The sequence below is a fragment of the Ideonella sp. genome (assembly GCF_041914305.1).
Lineage (GTDB): Bacteria > Pseudomonadota > Gammaproteobacteria > Burkholderiales > Burkholderiaceae_C > Ideonella.
The window spans coordinates 21089-37419 of sequence record NZ_JAYSDQ010000011.1; the positions used below are offsets into that span (position 1 = coordinate 21089).

19 protein-coding genes are annotated in these 16331 nt (G+C 69.7%); 13 read left to right on the forward strand and 6 right to left on the reverse strand.

Annotated elements, in window-relative coordinates:
- The first annotated feature begins 190 nt into the window (after positions 1-190).
- From ACE3SG_RS15455 to ACE3SG_RS15465, 3 genes are all read left to right on the forward strand, one after another.
- Positions 191-640, forward strand: coding sequence for a hypothetical protein (locus ACE3SG_RS15455; protein ID WP_374566382.1), 450 nt, complete (start codon positions 191-193; stop codon positions 638-640).
- Between the two features lie 242 nt (positions 641-882).
- Positions 883-2433 carry a methyl-accepting chemotaxis protein gene (locus ACE3SG_RS15460; RefSeq protein WP_374566383.1) on the forward strand — a complete coding sequence of 517 codons (1551 nt, stop codon included), beginning with the start codon at positions 883-885 and terminating at the stop codon, positions 2431-2433.
- A gap of 202 nt (positions 2434-2635) precedes the next feature.
- Complete coding sequence (locus ACE3SG_RS15465; protein ID WP_374566385.1) at positions 2636-3232, forward strand: chalcone isomerase family protein; 597 nt, start codon at positions 2636-2638, stop codon at positions 3230-3232.
- Positions 3233-3303: 71 nt separating this feature from the next.
- On the opposite strand, the gene ACE3SG_RS15470 is transcribed toward ACE3SG_RS15465, so the two are convergent.
- The 3 genes from ACE3SG_RS15470 to ACE3SG_RS15480 all read right to left on the reverse strand — a co-directional run bounded on the left by ACE3SG_RS15470 (position 3304) and on the right by ACE3SG_RS15480 (position 5769).
- Positions 3304-3633 (reverse strand): 2TM domain-containing protein, encoded by a 330-nt coding sequence (locus ACE3SG_RS15470; protein ID WP_374566387.1) that lies wholly within the window; start codon positions 3631-3633, stop codon positions 3304-3306.
- A 127-nt stretch (positions 3634-3760) separates the two neighbouring features.
- Entirely contained in the window at positions 3761-4606 is an 846-nt protein-coding gene (locus ACE3SG_RS15475; RefSeq protein WP_374566390.1) for a LytR/AlgR family response regulator transcription factor, read from the reverse strand.
- Positions 4603-5769: a sensor histidine kinase gene (locus ACE3SG_RS15480; protein WP_374566392.1), complete on the reverse strand. Its 1167-nt coding sequence runs from the start codon at positions 5767-5769 to the stop codon at positions 4603-4605. Before ACE3SG_RS15480 ends, ACE3SG_RS15475 begins: the two co-directional genes overlap by 4 nt.
- Positions 5770-5950: 181 nt before the next feature.
- Between ACE3SG_RS15480 and ACE3SG_RS15485 the strand changes: the two genes are divergently transcribed.
- Positions 5951-6454 carry a hypothetical protein gene (locus tag ACE3SG_RS15485; RefSeq protein ID WP_374566394.1) on the forward strand — a complete coding sequence of 168 codons (504 nt, stop codon included), beginning with the start codon at positions 5951-5953 and terminating at the stop codon, positions 6452-6454.
- Between the two features lie 30 nt (positions 6455-6484).
- On the opposite strand, the gene ACE3SG_RS15490 is transcribed toward ACE3SG_RS15485, so the two are convergent.
- The 3 genes from ACE3SG_RS15490 to ACE3SG_RS15500 form a co-directional block, all read right to left on the reverse strand.
- Entirely contained in the window at positions 6485-8059 is a 1575-nt protein-coding gene (locus tag ACE3SG_RS15490; RefSeq protein WP_374566395.1) for a helicase HerA-like C-terminal domain-containing protein, read from the reverse strand.
- A gap of 67 nt (positions 8060-8126) precedes the next feature.
- Positions 8127-8387, reverse strand: a complete 261-nt coding sequence (locus ACE3SG_RS15495) for a hypothetical protein (RefSeq protein ID WP_374566397.1) — start codon at positions 8385-8387, stop codon at positions 8127-8129.
- A gap of 185 nt (positions 8388-8572) precedes the next feature.
- Positions 8573-8824, reverse strand: a complete 252-nt coding sequence (locus ACE3SG_RS15500) for a hypothetical protein (protein ID WP_374566399.1) — start codon at positions 8822-8824, stop codon at positions 8573-8575.
- Between the two features lie 223 nt (positions 8825-9047).
- Between ACE3SG_RS15500 and ACE3SG_RS15505 the strand changes: the two genes are divergently transcribed.
- The 9 genes from ACE3SG_RS15505 (at position 9048) to ACE3SG_RS15545 (ending at position 16324) form a co-directional block, all read left to right on the forward strand.
- The gene (locus ACE3SG_RS15505) at positions 9048-9776 is read left to right on the forward strand and encodes a YebC/PmpR family DNA-binding transcriptional regulator (protein ID WP_374566401.1); all 729 of its coding nucleotides are present in this window, start codon (positions 9048-9050) and stop codon (positions 9774-9776) included.
- Positions 9777-9852: 76 nt separating this feature from the next.
- A complete protein-coding gene (purD, locus tag ACE3SG_RS15510) occupies positions 9853-11142 on the forward strand; it encodes a phosphoribosylamine--glycine ligase (protein ID WP_374566402.1) in 1290 nt (429 codons plus the stop codon).
- Positions 11126-11773, forward strand: a complete 648-nt coding sequence (locus ACE3SG_RS15515; RefSeq protein ID WP_374566404.1) for a 1-acyl-sn-glycerol-3-phosphate acyltransferase — start codon at positions 11126-11128, stop codon at positions 11771-11773. The genes purD and ACE3SG_RS15515 overlap by 17 nt, the downstream gene beginning before the upstream one ends.
- Positions 11773-12708 carry an oxygen-dependent coproporphyrinogen oxidase gene (hemF, locus tag ACE3SG_RS15520; RefSeq protein WP_374566406.1) on the forward strand — a complete coding sequence of 312 codons (936 nt, stop codon included), beginning with the start codon at positions 11773-11775 and terminating at the stop codon, positions 12706-12708. Before ACE3SG_RS15515 ends, hemF begins: the two co-directional genes overlap by 1 nt.
- Positions 12705-13310: a nicotinate-nucleotide adenylyltransferase gene (gene nadD / locus ACE3SG_RS15525; protein WP_374566408.1), complete on the forward strand. Its 606-nt coding sequence runs from the start codon at positions 12705-12707 to the stop codon at positions 13308-13310. Before hemF ends, nadD begins: the two co-directional genes overlap by 4 nt.
- Positions 13311-14090, forward strand: a complete 780-nt coding sequence (gene rsfS, locus ACE3SG_RS15530) for a ribosome silencing factor (protein WP_374566410.1) — start codon at positions 13311-13313, stop codon at positions 14088-14090. It begins immediately after the preceding gene.
- Positions 14091-14109: 19 nt separating this feature from the next.
- A complete protein-coding gene (gene rlmH / locus ACE3SG_RS15535; protein ID WP_374566412.1) occupies positions 14110-14580 on the forward strand; it encodes a 23S rRNA (pseudouridine(1915)-N(3))-methyltransferase RlmH in 471 nt (156 codons plus the stop codon).
- Positions 14577-15713, forward strand: coding sequence for an acyltransferase family protein (locus ACE3SG_RS15540; protein WP_374566414.1), 1137 nt, complete (start codon positions 14577-14579; stop codon positions 15711-15713). The genes rlmH and ACE3SG_RS15540 overlap by 4 nt, the downstream gene beginning before the upstream one ends.
- Positions 15714-15715: 2 nt before the next feature.
- Positions 15716-16324, forward strand: a complete 609-nt coding sequence (locus ACE3SG_RS15545; RefSeq protein WP_374566676.1) for a nucleoside triphosphate pyrophosphatase — start codon at positions 15716-15718, stop codon at positions 16322-16324.
- Positions 16325-16331 lie beyond the last annotated feature (7 nt).

Consider the following 16331-nt stretch of genomic DNA (forward strand, 5'->3'; position numbering starts at 1 on the left):
GATCGCTGGGAAAAGTAGCGATCGATTGTAGGGGGCCGCCTGTGCGGCAGCCCTGCGCGGCGAGGGTGTCGGCAGGCCGGGCGCGCGAGGGGTTACAACTTGCCACGACCCGCCGTCAACGGCGTGTTCCGCCGCTTCGTTGTTCGCTCAAAGGGTGACCGCCACGGCCGCCCGCTCGAAAGGAGCTGACATGTTCACCCGCCTGCTTCGCTTTGCTTTCTCTGCCCCCTTTGCCGCCGCGCTGGCTGTTGCGGCCGTCAGCGTGCCCGCCCAGGCCGGCGGCGTGAGCTGGTCGGTCGGCATCAACGCGCCGATCGCCCCCGGGGTGCATGTGGGCACCGTGATCAACGGTGGGCATGCCCCGCGCTACTACCCCGCGCCGGTCGTGTATGCGCCGCCCCCGGTCTATGTGGAGCCGCCTGTGGTCTACGCGCCGCCGCCGCCGGTGTATGTGGCGCCGGTGGTGTATGCGCCGCGCCCGGTCTACTACGCGGCACCGCGGCCGTACTACTACCGCCCGCCGGTGGTCTTCCGCCCGGGGTATCACCACGGCCCGCCGGTGCAGAACTGGCACTCGGTGCGGCCGGGCTCCGGCAACCCGGGGCATGGCGGCTACGGCCCGGTGGCCTCGGCACGCTGAACCCCGCCTGAACCTCCGCTTCCCGTCAACGGCCGGTGCCTGCGCACCGGCCGTTGTTTTTTTGCCGCGCAAACCGTGGTGATCGAGCCGTGTCGGGCCGACAGAAGCTGAGGCTTTGTCCCGCATTTCCAGGCTCAAGAAAACGTTGCCGCGGCCGAAAATCTTCGTGAGAAGGATCGGCACCCGCTTGCGGTGGGGCCGGCGGCTGGCCGTTCCGGGCTGGCGTACACCACGGAAATCGCATGTTCAACATCACCCGATTGAAGATCGGCCAGCGGCTGGCACTTGGCTTTGGCGTCGTGATCGCCGTATTCGGCGTCATGGCCGGCCTGGCCTACATGCGCATCGGCGCGATGAGCGACGAGATCGGCGTGCTGGTGGGCGATCGCTACCAGAAGACGGTGGTGGCCGGGCAGATCAAGTCCGAGCTGAACGAGGTGTCGCGCAACATGGGCAACATCCTGATCATGACCGAGCCCGGCCAGATCAAGAAGGAGCTCGAGAACATCGACAAGGTGATGAAGGCCAACGATGCGACCTTCGAGAGCCTGAAGACCTTGATCACCGACGAGGCCGGCCAGGAACACCTGAAGGAGATCGCCGCGCTGCGCGACAAGTTCAAGCCGGTGTCGGCCGCCTTCTCGCAGCTGGTGGCCGAGGACAACAAGGACGATGCGATGGTGAAGTTCATCTTCGCCATCCGCCCGGTGCAGCTGAAGTACTTTGCCGCGCTCGACAAGTTCATCAGCTACCAGCACGGCCAGATGGAAGAGGCGCGCGTCGCCTCGGCCGCGCAGGCCAAGCGCACCGGCCTGCTGATCCTGGGCATGGCGCTGGGCGCCGCCGCGTTGAGCCTGGGCGTGGCCTACCTGTGTACCCGCAGCATCACGGTGCCGCTGACGCACGCGGTGACGATCGCGCAGCGCGTGGCCGCCGGCGACCTGACCAGCCGCCTGGAGGTCCGCACGCAGGACGAAACCGGCCAGCTGATGTCGGCGCTGGTCGACATGAACGAATGCCTGCAGCAGATCGTCGGCAACGTGCGCCAGGGCACCGAGTCGATCGCCGCGGCGTCGGCTGAGATCGCCAGCGGCAACATGGACTTGTCGACCCGCACCGAGCAGCAGGCCGCGTCGCTGCAGCAGACGGCGCATTCGATCAAGGACCTGACCAACAACGTGCGCCAGAACGCCGACAACGCCCGCCAGGCCGACCAGCTGGTGCGCTCGGCCTCCGAGGTGGCCAAGCAAGGCGGCGAGGTGGTCTCGCAGGTCGTGCAGACGATGGGCTCGATCGACGCATCGTCCAAGAAGATCGGCGACATCATCGGCGTGATCGATGGCATCGCCTTCCAGACGAACATCCTGGCGCTGAACGCCGCGGTCGAGGCCGCGCGTGCCGGTGAGCAGGGCCGTGGTTTCGCGGTGGTGGCGGGCGAAGTGCGCTCGCTGGCGCAGCGCTCGGCCGGTGCCGCGAAAGAGATCCGCACGCTGATCACCGACTCGGTCGAAAAGGTGGCGGTGGGCAGCCAGCTGGTGGCACAGGCTGGCACGACGATGGGCGAGGTGGTCGCCAGCGTGCGCCGCGTGACCGACATCATGAGCGAGATCAGTGCCGCCAGCCAGGAGCAGAGCCAGGGCATCGAGCAGGTCAGCCGCACCATCGACCAGATGGACAGCTCGACCCAGCAGAACGCCGCGCTGGTCGAGCAGGCGGCGGCCGCTGCCGAATCGCTGCGCAGCCAGTCGCAGACGTTGGAGCAGACCGTCAGCCTGTTCAAGCTGCACGACTGACGCGGCGGAAACTTCGCCACCGGCCCCCGGCGTGACAACCGCCGCCACGCGGGCCGCGTTGTCAGTCAAGCGCAGCCAAGGCCTGTTGCGCTATCAACTGTTTCCCGGCCTTGACAGGCCGCCGGCCACTGTGCCCTGATACGAGCGCCGTGCCGTCGCGCTGCGGCCCTCGCTTTTGTCATCCCTTGTTTGTGGAGTCCGCATGAAACTGAGTTCCGCGATCCCCCGCCTGATGGGTGGGCTGCTGTGCGCGATGGCGCTGGCCTTGCCGGCGGCCGCCGCCGAGGTCGAAGGCGTCAAGCTCGACGACAGCGCCAAGGTCGCCGGGAAGGACCTGAAGCTTAACGGCGCTGGTGTGCGCACGCGAGCGATCTTCAAGGTCTACGTGATGGGCCTGTACCTGCCGGACAAGAAGAAGACCACGGCCGATGTGCTGGCGGTCGATGGGCCGCGCCGCTTCACGCTGGTGATGCTGCGCGACATCAGCGGTGAAGACTTCGGCGAAGCCTTCATGAGCGGCATCAACAAGAACACCGACAAGGCCGAGAAGAGCAAGATCATCAACCAGATGGCCAGGTTCGGCGAGATCTTCACCACCCAGGGCAGCCTGAAGAAGGGTGACATCCTGGTCACCGACTGGGTGCCGGGCACCGGCACGGTGATGACGCTGAACGGCAAGTCGGTGTCCGAGCCCTTGCCCGATCTGGCCTTCTACAACGCGCTGCTGAAGATCTGGCTCGGCGACAAGCCGGCCGACACCTCGCTGAAGCCGCTGCTGCTGGGCGAAAAGGCCTCCTGACCGGCCGCCCCGCCAGGCCGCGACCACGGCGCCGCACCGTCCCGCCAGGGCCGGCCGGCGCCGTGGTCATTTCAAGCCTGGCTGCGCAGCCGGGCCACTTCGGTGGCCAGCAGACGATCGCGCCAGCCGTCGCCCGTCAGCTTGACGATGGTGACGATGCCGTGGATCGCCAGCGCGATGCCCCAGCCGCCGAGCGGAAAGTGGCTCCACGGACGGCCGCCGATCGCCTGGTTCAACGTGAACAGGCCCAGGTTCACCAGCGTGAAGACCAGCGCGTGGATGAAGAAGCCGGTCTTCAGCGCCACGCGCCGACGCGCCCGGCGCAGCAGCGATGCATCGATCGACGCGGCGCTGGCGGTGGTGGTGGCTGCAGGGGCGGGGGTGGCGGTCCAGTCGTTCATGGCAGTCTCTCGGTGGCGTTGGGGATGACTGCATCGTCGCGCGGCCGGTGCCGCCGCACCAGCGCGATGCGACGCCCGGTTGCCGGCGGTCGCGAGTGGTCGGCGGCGGGCGCGAGCGGCCGCGCCCTCACATGCCCTTGAAGCGCGGTGCGTAGATGCGGCTGACGTTCAGCCGCTCGGGCCGGTGGCGCAGCACCAGCTGCACGCGGCCGGCCTCGTCGCGCAGCGCCTGCTCGATCTCGCGCGCCTGCACCACGGTGCCGCGGTGCACTTGCCAGAAGCGCTGCGGGTCGAGCTGCGGCAACAGCTCGCGCAGCGAGGTGCGGATCAGGTGCTCGTGCGTCGCGGTGAGCACCCGCACGTACTTGTCGGCCGCCTCGAAATAGACCACGTCTTCGACCGGCACCATGTGCACCACCGAGCCGCTGGACGCCTGGATCACGCTCAGCAATTGCGGCGCGCTGCCCGCCACCGGCGCGCCCAGCAATTGGCGCAGCTGGTGGACCAACTGCTCGCTGTCGGCCAACGCCGGGCTCGGTGAGCCACCTGCGGGCCGGCGATGCGCCACCAGGCCACGCAGGCGCTGGCAGGCGGCGGCCAGGCGCGCCGGTTGCACGGGTTTGAGCAGGTAGTCCACCGCGCAGGCTTCGAAGGCTTGCAGCGCGTATTGGTCGTAGGCCGTGATGAAGACGACCAGCGGCAGCGGCCGCTCGGCCGGCCAGTCTTCGACCACCGCCTGCGCCGCCTCCAGGCCGCTGCGGCCGGGCATGCGGATGTCCAGGAACAGCAGCTCGGGCAGCAGCGCCAGCGCCTGCTCGATCGCGCTGTCGCCGTCCGGTGCGAGCGCCACGATGTTCAAGCCGGGCCAGGCGCGCTTCAGCTCGGCTTGCAGCGCCTGCGCGAGCAGCGGCTCGTCTTCGGCGATCAGGGCGGTGGCGGGCAGCTGCGGGTCGTCGGCGAAGGTAGCGGTCATGGCAATCCGGTGGATGAGGTGTCGCTGGCCGCCAGCGGCCAGCGCAGCGTGACGATGGTGCCGCCGGCTTCGGGCGGGCCGGCTTGCAGCGACAGCGAGGCCTTGGCGCCATACAGCGTGGCCAGGCGCTCGCGCACCTGCGCCAGGCCGAAGCCGGTGCCGGCGGTGGCGCTGGCCGCGGGCGCGCCGTCGGCCGACGGCGCAGCGGGGCCGATGCCGGTGTCGGCCACGCGCAGCACCAAGTCACCCGCCTCGGCGGCCGCCTGCACGCGGATCAGCCCGCCGCCACGTTTGGGCTCGAGGCCGTGCTTGATCGCGTTCTCGACCAGCGGTTGCAGCAGCAGCGGCGGCACCGGTGTGCCGGCCAGTGCCGACGGCAGGTCCAGCTCGACGCGCAGCCGGTCGCCCATGCGGATCTGCATCAGCGCCAGGTAGTCGCCCAGCCGCGAGAACTCGGCCGACAGCGGGTGCAGCGGCGCGCGGCTGGCGCCCAGCGTGGCGCGCAGAAAGTCGATCAGCCGGTCGAGCATGGCCTGGGCCCGCTCGGGGTCGAGGGCGATCAGCGCCCGCAGGTTGGCCAGCGTGTTGAACAGCATGTGCGGCTCGAGCTGCGATTCGAGCAGCTTCAGGCGCGTCTCGGTGGCCAGGCGCTGGGCCGTGTCGGCCAGCGCCTGCGCGCTCTGCAGCCGACCCTTGGTGTGGTAGTAGTAGGTGATGCCGACGCCGGGCAGCAGCGCGATCAGCAGCATGCCGACGCCCACGCCGCGCCCGCCGCTGAAGGCGTGGCCCTGCTGGCCGATGATCCAGTTGCCCAGCTCGGTCCCGAGCGTCATGCCGGAGACGGTGCCGAGCACCAGGCAGGCCGACATCCAGCCCCAGCCCGGCCAGTCGGCCTGTGCCTGGGCACTGGCCTGGGGCTCGTGCCGGTAGACCCAGGCCGAGGCGAGGTGGCGCAGCACGTCGATCGACACGCTGCAGCCCATCGAGATGCACCACGAGTAGACCAGCGTGTACCAGGCATTGCGCCGAAACAGCAGCATCAGCAACACGGCCACGCCGGTGCCCAGCACCAGCGCGTAGCCCACGTGGCGCAGCGAGCGCAACCCCCAGGCGCGCAGCGGCGAGGCAGGTGCGGGCGGCGCAGACATCGATGGTTCAGCCATTGGCGCGATTGTCGGCGTCGAGGGGCTGGGTGGTCCGCCCTCGCGCGATGGTTGGTGGCCGGCGGGCGCCAAACCCCCGCGCGGCGCCGCGAGCCGCAGGGGCTGAATCCGGGCCGGCGCCGGCTGCGTATGGTTGTCGTGAAGCCGCACGGCCGTTGCGCGGCAACCCGAGGAGACCCCCATGACACGCTTTGCCGAAGTCCAGCATGAAGAATGGATCGCCGCCGACCTGCCGCGCGTCAAGGCGCAGTTCGCCGACCTGGAGCACCACATCCACGCCAACGTGCACCCGAAGCTGACGTTCGAGGTGCTGCACCAGTCGCCGCGGCGGGCGCGCTATGTGCAGCAGGTGCGGCTGCTCGGTATTCGGCAGCGCGACGTGTTCGAGCGTGAGTTCGGCGCCGGCGGCAGCATGACCGACACCTCGGTCGAGGGCTTCAACAAGGGCGGCTCGTTGCACTTCGAGTTCCGTGCCGAGACCCGCGAGGCCCGCGTCGGCACGCGGGTGACCGTCACCGTGCGGTTGCCGTTGCCGCCGGTGGTCGGCGGCCTGATCCGCCCGCTGCTCGAAAGCCAGATCCGCAAGGAGCTGCTGGCGGCCGTGGCCGAAGACAAGCACGACCTGGAGGTGCGCGGCTACACGCCGCGCGTGCTGCTGCGCCCGACGCTGGCGCAGGCCGCCTGAGCGGGCCGTGGGGCCTGCGCCGGCGAGCGCTCAGCGGCGGCGCGAGCCGCCGCCCAGGATCGAGCCCAGCACGCCGCGCACGATCTCGCGGCCGACGGCCGAGCCCACCGAGCGCATGGCGCTGCGCGCCGCCGACTCGGCCAGGCCCTCGTGGCGGCCGCCGCGCGGGCCGGTGCTGCCGAACAGCACGCCGCTCAGGCTGCCCCAGAGGCCGCCACCGGCCGGGGCGGGTGCGGCAGCGCCGCCGGCCGAGCCGCCCGCGGGCGCCGGGCTGCTGCGCGTGGCGCGCTCGGCCTCTTCGGCCATCGATTGGGCGTTGTCGGCGCTCGCCGCCGCGCGGCCCTTGAGCTTTTCGTAGGCCGATTCGCGGTCGACGGTTTTTTCGTAGACGCCGGCCACCAGCGAGCCCTGCAGCAGCGCCTGGCGCTGGGCCGGCGTGATCGGGCCGATCTGGCTGCCGGGCGGCAACACGAACACGCGCTGGGTGACCTCGGGCCGGCCTTTGGCGTCGAGAAAGCTGACCAGCGCTTCGCCCACCGCCAGCTCGGTGATCGCGGTGGCGATGTCCAGCCCGGGGTTGGCGCGCATCGTTTCGGCGGCTGTCTTGACGGCCTTCTGGTCGCGCGGCGTGAAAGCGCGCAGCGCATGCTGGACACGGTTGCCGAGCTGGCCGAGCACGGTGTCGGGCACATCCAGCGGGTTCTGGGTCACGAAGTAGACGCCGACACCCTTGCTGCGCACCAGGCGCACGACCAGCTCGATGCGCTCGACCAGCGCCGCCGGGGCGTCCTTGAACAGCAGGTGGGCCTCGTCGAAGAAGAACACCAGCTTGGGTTGCTCGACATCGCCGACCTCGGGCAGCGTCTCGAACAGCTCCGACAGCATCCACAGCAAGAAGGTGGCGTACAGACGCGGCGCGTTCATCAGCTTGTCGGCGGCCAGGATGTTGACCACACCCTTGCCATCCACCGTCTGCATGAAGTCGCTGATGTTGAGCATCGGCTCGCCGAAGAACTTGTCGCCGCCTTGCTCTTCGATCTGCAGCAGCCCGCGCTGGATCGCGCCGACGCTGGCGGCGCTGACGTTGCCGTACTCGGTGGTGAACTGGCTGCCGTTCTCGCCCACGTACTGCAGCATCGCGCGCAGGTCTTTCAGGTCGAGCAGCGCCAGCCCATGGTCGTCGGCGATCTTGAACACCAGGTTCAGCACGCCGCTCTGGGTCTCGTTCAGCGCCAGCATGCGGGCCAGCAGCAGCGGGCCCATGTCGCTCACGGTGGCGCGCACCGGGTGGCCGGCCTCGCCGAACACGTCCCACAGCGTGGCGGGGCAGGCGAACGGCTCGGGGGTGCCCAGGCCACGCTCTTTCAGCACGGCGGCGAGCTTGTCGCTCACGCGGCCGGCCTGGGTGATGCCGGTCAGGTCACCCTTGACGTCGGCCATGAAGACCGGAACGCCGAGTTTGGAGAAGCTCTCCGCCAGCGTCTGCAGCGTGATCGTCTTGCCGGTGCCGGTGGCGCCGGTGATCAGCCCGTGGCGATTGGCCAGGCCGGGCAGCAGGTGGCACTGGGTGTCGCCATGCTGGGCGACGAGGATGGGTTCGGCCATGTGAGGACTCGCGGAAGGGACTGAGGAGGCACAGCCGCCCCAGTCTAGCGGAGTCACCCGGCCGTTTTTACTTGCTGACTTCGGCCGGCGTCTCGGCCGTGGCGTTGGCCGTGGCGGCGTTGTCGGCCAACTTCTTCGGCCGCTTGCACGAGGCCGACAGACGGCTGCCGGTGTTGGTCTCGCATTCGACCGAGACCATCGCGCGGGGTGCTGCCGCCGCAGCGGTGCCGGCCTCTGCAGGCGCCGGCTCGGGCGTGGCGCAAGCGCTCAGCGCCAGGGTTGCACAGGCCGCCAGGGCCAAAGAAAGGGCATCGCGTCGCAGACGCATGGGTGTACCTCCATGGTTTTGGTGATGGCCAGCCGCACGGCCCCCAAGGGCGCGCCGCTGAACATTCATGGTAACGGGTTACATCGTTGACCCCGAAGCTCGCAATCGTCAAGCTTGTTCAGGGAAAACGAAATGGCGGCCGGCGCGTGCGCCAGCCGCCAGGGTGCGGGTGGTCGAGGCGGGGCTTACTTGCCGCCGTCCATCGGCTGGTGGCGCTGCATCTCGCGCACGGCCGCGGTGTTGTTGGTCGACTTGACCAGGTTCGAGCAGGTCTGCGCGATGCGGCTGCCGGTGGTGGTGGCGCACTTCTGGCGCGAGGGCTCGGGAACGTCCGCTTGCGCAACTGCCGGCTCGGGTTCGGCCGGCGCGACAGCGCAACCGGACAGCAGGGTGCCTGCGCAAAGCAGCAGGGCGGGGATGACAGACAGCTGGCGCATGCGGGTTACCTCCAATGTGTGTAGGGGATCGCGGGCCGCGCTGGTGGCGCCACCCTGCCCGACGGATATTAGCGCGCAGACCTTGTTTTGCGTCAACGTCAGCCGGCGCGGCCGGGCTGGGGCCGATGGCGGCGCGGCGCCCGGCTAAAATGACGGGTTCCCCCGATTGACGACAACGCTGCCCGGCCGGTTCTGTGCCCGCGGTGGCGGCACAGGAGTTCTCATGGCCGGTCATTCCAAATGGGCCAACATCCAGCACCGCAAGGGCCGCCAAGACGAAAAGCGCGGCAAGGCCTGGACCCGCGTGATCCGCGAAATCATGGTCGCGGCCCGGCTGGGTGGTGGCGACCCGAGCGCCAACCCGCGCCTGCGGCTGGCGATTGAAAAGGCCAAGGCCGTCAACCTGCCGGTCGACACCGTCAAGCGCAACATCGACAAGGCCACCGGCAACCTCGAAGGCGTGAACTACGAGGAGATCCGCTACGAGGGCTACGGCATCGGCGGCGCGGCGATCATCGTTGACTGCATGACCGACAACCGTGTGCGCACGGTGGCCGAGGTCCGGCACGCCTTCAGCAAGTACGGCGGCAACCTCGGCACCGAGGGCTCGGTGGCGTTCCAGTTCAAGCACTGCGGCCAACTGGTCTTCGCCCCCGGCACCTCGGAAGACAAGGTGATGGAAGTGGCGCTCGAAGCCGGTGCCGAAGACGTGATCGCCGACGACGACGGCGCGATCGAGGTGCTGACGCCGCCGGCCGATTTCGAAGCGGTGAAGAACGCGCTCGAAGCCGCCGGCCTGAAGCCCGAGATCGCCGAAGTCACGATGCGCGCCGAGAACACGGTCGCACTGGCCGGCGAAGACGCCGCTCGGATGCAGAAGCTGCTCGACGTGATCGAAGACCTCGACGATGTGCAGGACGTCTATCACAACGCCGAAATAGAAGAAGCATGATGCCCCCCAGCGAACTTCGCCCGCAGCCGCCCGAGGGGGCGCTCGTCCTCCTGGCGGCGGCTCGTCGGAGGCCGGCATGAACGTCCTGGTGATCGGCGGCGGTGGCCGCGAGCACGCGCTGGCCTGGAAGCTGGCGGCGAGCGAGAAGGTGCAGCATGTCTTCGTGGCGCCCGGCAATGGCGGCACCGCGCTGGACAAGCGGCTGACCAACGTCGCGATCACCGACCCGGCGCAGCTCGCCGACTTTGCGGTGGCCGAGAAGGTGGGCTTGACGGTCGTCGGCCCCGAGGTGCCGCTGTCGCAGGGCGTGGTCGACATCTTCCGCGCCCGCGGCCTGCGCATCTTCGGCCCGACCAAGGCGGCGGCGCAGCTCGAAAGCTCGAAGGCCTTCTCGAAGGACTTCATGAAGCGCCACGGCATCCCGACCGCGGCCTACGAGACCTTCAGCGACCCGGCCCAGGCGCACGCCTACGTCGACCGGCTGGGCGCGCCGATCGTCGTCAAGGCCGACGGCCTGGCGGCCGGCAAGGGCGTGGTGGTCGCGATGACGCTCGAAGAGGCGCACGAGGCGGTGCGCTTCATGCTCGAAGACAACACGCTCGGCGTGGTGCACAACGCCGGCGGCGCGCGCGTCGTGATCGAAGAGTTTCTGCAGGGTGAGGAAGCCAGCTTCATCGTGCTGTGCGACGGCAAGAACGTGTTGCCGCTGGCCACGAGCCAGGACCACAAGCGCGTGGGCGACGGCGACACCGGCCCCAACACCGGCGGCATGGGCGCCTACTCGCCCGCACCGGTGGTCACGCCCAACGTGCACGCGCGGGCGATGCACGAGATCATCCTGCCGACGATCGCCGGCATGGCCAAGGACGGCATCCCGTTCACCGGCTTTCTCTACGCCGGGCTGATGATCGACGCCAACGGCCAGCCGAAGACGCTCGAGTTCAACACCCGCATGGGCGACCCCGAGACGCAGCCGATCATGATGCGGCTCAAGAGCGACCTGGTCGACGTGATGATACACGCCACCGACGGCACGCTGGACCAGGTCGAACTGCACTGGGACCGCCGCTTCGCGCTCGGCGTGGTGATGGCTGCTGCCGGCTACCCGGCGACCCCGCGCAAGGGCGATGCGATCAGCGGCCTGCCGGCCGACCCGGCGGGTGTCGAAGACGCGATGGTCTTTCACGCCGGCACGGCGCAGCAAGACAAGCACCTGGTCACCAGCGGCGGCCGCGTGCTGTGCGTGACGGCGTTGGGTGATTCGGCCCGCGCCGCGCAGCACCGGGCCTACGAGGTGCTGCAGGCGATCCACTTCGACGGCGCGATCTTCCGTTCCGACATCGGCCACCGTGCCATCAAACGCTGACCCCAGCGCCCACTCGACCGCCAGCCCGCAGATCGTCACGACCCGGCTGCCGGCCGCCCGCGGCAGCCGTCTCGCCCGGGCGCTGTTGCGCCTGGCCGGCTGGCAACTGGTGTACGACGGGCTGCCGGCGCGGCAAGGCATCATCATTGCCTACCCGCACACGTCGAACTGGGACTTCATCGTCGGCGTGCTGACCAAGTGGTCGCTCGGGCTGCACTTTGCGTTCTGGGGCAAGGACAGCCTGTTCCGCATCCCCTTGTTCGGCCCGTGGCTGCGCTGGCTCGGTGGCATCCCGGTCGATCGGTTCAACGCCAGCGGCATCGTCGGCGAGATGGCGCAGCGCTTCGAGCAGGCGCGCGAGCGCGACGAGTTTCTCTGGCTCGCGCTGGCCCCCGAAGGCACCCGCAAGTACCAGCCGCATTGGCGCAGCGGCTTCTACCAGGTGGCGGTACAAACAGGCGTGCCGCTCGGGCTGGCCTTCTTCGACTATGCACGCAAGCGCATCGGCGTCGAATGCTTCATGCTGCTGAGCGGCGACCGCGACGCCGACCTCGCGGCGATCGCCCAGGCCTACCAACACGCGTCCGGCAAGCACCCCGAACTGGCCGCACCGATCGTCTTCAAAGGTTGATGAGCATGAGCTTCGACACCACTGCTGCACGCGCCTACTTCCTCGGGCTGCAAGAGCGCATCGTGGGCACGCTGGCCGCGCTGGATGGCCAGCCTTTCCTGACCGATGCGTGGACACGACCGCCCGGCGAGCGCCTGCAGGGCGACGGCATCTCGCGCCTGGTCGAGGAGGGTGATCTCTTCGAGCGTGGCGGCTGCAACTTCAGCCACGTGCAGGGCCAGGCCATGCCGGCGTCGGCGACGGCGCACCGCCCGGCGCTGGCCGGCGCGCCCTTCGAGGCGATGGGCGTGTCGCTGGTGCTGCACCCGCGCAACCCGCATGTGCCGACGGTGCACATGAACGTGCGCCTGTTCGCGGCCACGCCGAAAGACGCCGAGCCGGTGGTCTGGTTCGGTGGCGGCATGGACCTCACGCCCTACTACGGGGTCGAGGCCGACGCGGTGCACTTCCACCGCACCTGCCGCGCCGCGCTCGCGCCCTTCGGCGACGGGTTCCACCCGCGCTTCAAGCGCTGGTGCGACGAGTACTTCTTCCTGAAGCACCGCAACGAGCCGCGTGGCGTCGGCGGCATCTTCTACGACGACTTCAACGAGCTGGGCATCGAGCGCAGCTTCGCGCTGACGCAAAGCGTGGGCGACGCTTTCCTCGATGCCTATGTGCCGATCGCCGAGCGCCGGCGCGACACGCCCTACACCGAGCAGCAGCGCGATTTCCAGGCCTACCGGCGTGGGCGTTATGTCGAGTTCAACCTGGTGTTCGACCGCGGCACCCTGTTCGGCCTGCAGTCTGGCGGCCGCACCGAGGCGATCCTGATGTCGATGCCGCCGATCGTGCGCTGGCGCTACGCGTGGCAGCCCGAAGCCGGTACACCTGAAGCCAGGCTGTACTCAGATTTCCTGCGCCCGCGCGAGTGGGCCGACGAGAGCCCTGCGTGACCCTTCGCATCGGCCTGTACGGCGGCAGCTTCGACCCGCCGCACCTCGCGCACCTGGCGCTGGCCCGCGTCGCACGCGACACGCTGGCGCTGGACGAGCTGCGCTGGCAGCCCGCCGGCCAGCCCTGGCAGAAGCCGGGCCGCCTGGTGGCCAGCCCAGCGCAGCGTGAGGCGATGCTTCGGCGGCTGGTCGATGACGAACCGGGCTTCGTCATCGACACCCGCGAACTGCAGCGCCAAGGGCCCAGCTACACGGTCGACACGGTGCGCGAGGTCGCGGCCGAGCAACCCGGCGCGGCGCTGTTCCTGGTCATCGGGGCCGACCAGTTTGCGCAGCTAGACACCTGGAAAGACGCCGCCGACATCGCCCTCCTGGCCACGCTGGCCGTGGCTGCGCGCGAGGGCCAGGCCGTTCGGCCACCCGCCGCCTGGGCCGGCGCGCCGCTGGCCTGGCGGGAGCTGCCCTTGCCCCGCATCGACATCTCGGCCACCGAAGTGCGCCGTCGCGCCGCCGCCGGCGAGCCCGTTTCCCCGCTGGTGGGCGAGGCGGTCGCAGGCTATATTGATCAACAGCAGCTTTACCGGGCAGCCCCCGGACACTGAATGGACATCCGCAAACTGCAACGCGCCATCGTCGATGGCCTCGAAGACGTGAAGGCCCAGCACATCGTGGTCTTCAACACCGAGCACCTGTCGCCGCTGTTCGAGCGCGTGATCGTGGCCTCGGGCACCAGCAACCGCCAGACCAAGGCCCTCGCCGCCAGCGTGCGCGACGCGGTCAAGTCCAGCGGGCAGCAGGTGCTGCGCACCGAGGGCGAAGACAACGGCGAGTGGATCATCGTCGACTGCGGTGCGGCGGTCGCGCACATCATGCAGCCGGCCATCCGCGACTACTACCGCCTCGAAGAGATCTGGGGTGGCAAGCCGGTCAAGCTGAAGCTCGCCGACGACAAAGTCTCGCTGCCCAAGGCGTCGGAAAGCGACGACGAGGACGAGCCCGCCCCGGTGAAGAAGAAGCCGGCGGCGAAGAAGGCGCCGGCCAAGTCGGCCAAGCCGGCGCAGACCGAGAAGTCGGCCGCTGGCCGTGCGGCGCTCGGCAAGGCATCGCCCAAGCGCAAGAGCGGCAAGAGCGCGGATGATGCACCGGTGGCGGTGAAGAAGCCGGCACCAGCGCGCAAGGTCAGCAGCGGCAAGGTGGGGGCTGCGGCGCCCGCCGCCAAGAAGGCCCCGGCCCGCAAGGCCGCGGCGCCGAAGCCGGTGGCGCGCAAAGCCGCGCCGGTGAAGGCAGCCCCGGTGAAGGCCGCGGCGAAGAAGGCGGCACCGGCGAAGAAGGCCGCAGCGCCGGCCAAGAAGGCCGCGCCGCGCAAGACCACGGCGCGCTGAAGCCGCCGCCACCGCGCCCATGCGCCTGCTGATCGCGGCGGTCGGCCAGCGCCAGCCCGCCTGGGCCGACACCGCCTACGACGACTTCGCCAAGCGCTTTCCGCCAGAGATGCGGCTGGAGCTGAAGGCGGTGAAGGCCGAGCCGCGCAGCGGTGGCAAGACCGCCGCGCAGCTGATGGCGGCCGAGGCGCAGCGCCTGGAGGCCGCCGCGCCCAAGGGCGCGCGCCGCGTGTTGCTCGACGAACGCGGCACCCGTTTGACCACGGTGCAGCTGGCCGAGCGCATGAACGCCTGGCGCAGCGAAGGCCGCGACGTGGTCTTCTTCATCGGCGGCCCCGACGGGCTGGACCCGGCCTTGAAGACCACCGCCGACGAGAGCCTGCGCTTGTCCGACCTGACCCTGCCGCACGCCTTTGTGCGGGTGCTGCTGGCCGAGGCGCTGTACCGCGCCTGGTCGCTGGCCATCGGCCACCCTTACCACCGCGAATGAACGCCCCAGCTCCGCCGCGCGATCTGGCGATCGACAGCCTGCGCGGCATCGCGATCACGCTCGTGCTGCTGCTGCACTTCGCGCTGGCCTTCGGCGTGTCCGACAGCGCGATCGGCGATCTCTTCGGGCGCCCCTTCACCGGCGCGCTGGTGCGCAGCGGCAACTATGGTGTCACGGTGTTCTTCGTCGTCTCGGGTTTTTTGATCACCTCGGGGCTGCTGGCGCGCCATGGCGAGCTGTCGCGCCTGAGCCTGCGGCAGTTCTATGTCGCCCGCTCGGGCCGCATCCTGCCACCCTTGTTGCTGGCGCTCGTGGTCATCGTGCCGCTGGGCCTGGCAGGGCTGCCGTTCTTCGACAACAGCGACGGCGACACCACCCGCCCGGCGAGCTTCTGGTGGCCGGCGGTGGGCTCGGTGCTGACCTTCTGGCACAACCAGCTGATGCAGAGCGCGGGCTACTTCAACTACTGCCTGAATGTCTACTGGTCGCTGTCGGTCGAAGAGGTGTTCTACCTCGTGTTCCCGCTGCTGTGCCTGTTGTTGCGGCGCGAGGCCTTGATCGCTGCGGCCTGTCTGCTGCTCGTCGCGCTGGGGCCGGTCTTTCGCGCGCAGCACAGCGACAACGAAGTGGCCTACCTCTACGCCTACCCGGCCTGTTTCGACGCGATCGCCTTCGGCTGCCTGTGCGCGCTCGTGTGCCGTCGCTGGGCCCTGCCGGTGCCGGTGGCGCGCGTGTTGGCGCCGCTGGCAGCGGCCCTGATGGCCGCGGTCTACCTCGTCGGCTTCGACCAGCACCGGGTGTTCGGCTTCACGGCGATGGCGCTGTCGGCGGCGCTGTTCATCTGGGCCACGCGCGCGCCTGCGCCCGCGTTCGGCGCCAGCCTGCGTCACGCGTTGGCGTGGGCGACCACGCCGCTGCGCTGGCTGGGCCGCCACAGCTACGAGCTGTACCTGTTCCACGTCATCGTGCTGGCGGGGATGCGCCAGTTCGTCAGCCGCGAATCGCTGCACCACGACCACCGTGCGCCGCTGCTGTTGGCCTTCGTGCTGACCAGCGCGTTGCTGGCGGCCTTGATCTCGAAGCACTTCGCCGAACCGCTCAACCGCCGCTGGCGCCTGCGCTGGCAAGCATGACCATGGCCCGCCACGACTTCATCTACCTCGCCTCCCAAAGCCCGCGCCGGCGCCAACTGCTGGGCCAGATCGGCGTGCGGCACGAGCTGTTGCTGGCCGATGCCGACGAGGACGCCGAGGCGCTGGAGGCCACGCGCGCTGGCGAGTTGCCGCGCGCTTATGTTGAGCGCGTCACGCGCGCCAAGCTGCAAGCGGCGCGCGAGCGGCTGAGGCGCCGCGGCCTGCCGCTGGCGCCCATCCTGTGTGCCGACACCACCGTCGCGCTCGGTCGCCGCATCCTCGGCAAGCCGGCCGACGCGGCCGATGCCGTGGCCACGCTCACCGCGTTGTCGGGCCGCAGCCACCGCGTGCTGACCGCGGTGGCGGTGTTCGATGGCCGCCGCACCTCGCTGGCGGTCAACGACTCGCATGTGAAGTTCGCGCCGCTGCCGCGCGAGGTGATCACGGCGTATGTCGACAGCGGCGAGCCCTTCGGCAAGGCCGGCGCGTATGCGATCCAGAGCTCGCTGGCCGGCTGGATCGAGCGCATCGCCGGCAGCTACTCCGGTATCATGGGTTTGCCCCTCTACGAGACAACCCAGTTGCTGCGCCGCGCCGGTCTGCGCGTGTAGATTGCAG

Coding starts and splice junctions, on each gene's coding strand:
- ACE3SG_RS15455 (WP_374566382.1), top strand. CDS start 191: ATGTTCACCCGCCTGCTTCGCTTTGCTTTCTCTGCCCCCTTTGCCGCC.
- ACE3SG_RS15460 (WP_374566383.1), top strand. CDS start 883: ATGTTCAACATCACCCGATTGAAGATCGGCCAGCGGCTGGCACTTGGC.
- ACE3SG_RS15465 (WP_374566385.1), top strand. CDS start 2,636: ATGAAACTGAGTTCCGCGATCCCCCGCCTGATGGGTGGGCTGCTGTGC.
- ACE3SG_RS15470 (WP_374566387.1), bottom strand. CDS start 3,633: ATGAACGACTGGACCGCCACCCCCGCCCCTGCAGCCACCACCACCGCC.
- ACE3SG_RS15475 (WP_374566390.1), bottom strand. CDS start 4,606: ATGACCGCTACCTTCGCCGACGACCCGCAGCTGCCCGCCACCGCCCTG.
- ACE3SG_RS15480 (WP_374566392.1), bottom strand. CDS start 5,769: ATGGCTGAACCATCGATGTCTGCGCCGCCCGCACCTGCCTCGCCGCTG.
- ACE3SG_RS15485 (WP_374566394.1), top strand. CDS start 5,951: ATGACACGCTTTGCCGAAGTCCAGCATGAAGAATGGATCGCCGCCGAC.
- ACE3SG_RS15490 (WP_374566395.1), bottom strand. CDS start 8,059: ATGGCCGAACCCATCCTCGTCGCCCAGCATGGCGACACCCAGTGCCAC.
- ACE3SG_RS15495 (WP_374566397.1), bottom strand. CDS start 8,387: ATGCGTCTGCGACGCGATGCCCTTTCTTTGGCCCTGGCGGCCTGTGCA.
- ACE3SG_RS15500 (WP_374566399.1), bottom strand. CDS start 8,824: ATGCGCCAGCTGTCTGTCATCCCCGCCCTGCTGCTTTGCGCAGGCACC.
- ACE3SG_RS15505 (WP_374566401.1), top strand. CDS start 9,048: ATGGCCGGTCATTCCAAATGGGCCAACATCCAGCACCGCAAGGGCCGC.
- purD (WP_374566402.1), top strand. CDS start 9,853: ATGAACGTCCTGGTGATCGGCGGCGGTGGCCGCGAGCACGCGCTGGCC.
- hemF (WP_374566406.1), top strand. CDS start 11,773: ATGAGCATGAGCTTCGACACCACTGCTGCACGCGCCTACTTCCTCGGG.
- rsfS (WP_374566410.1), top strand. CDS start 13,311: ATGGACATCCGCAAACTGCAACGCGCCATCGTCGATGGCCTCGAAGAC.
- rlmH (WP_374566412.1), top strand. CDS start 14,110: ATGCGCCTGCTGATCGCGGCGGTCGGCCAGCGCCAGCCCGCCTGGGCC.
- ACE3SG_RS15540 (WP_374566414.1), top strand. CDS start 14,577: ATGAACGCCCCAGCTCCGCCGCGCGATCTGGCGATCGACAGCCTGCGC.
- ACE3SG_RS15545 (WP_374566676.1), top strand. CDS start 15,716: ATGGCCCGCCACGACTTCATCTACCTCGCCTCCCAAAGCCCGCGCCGG.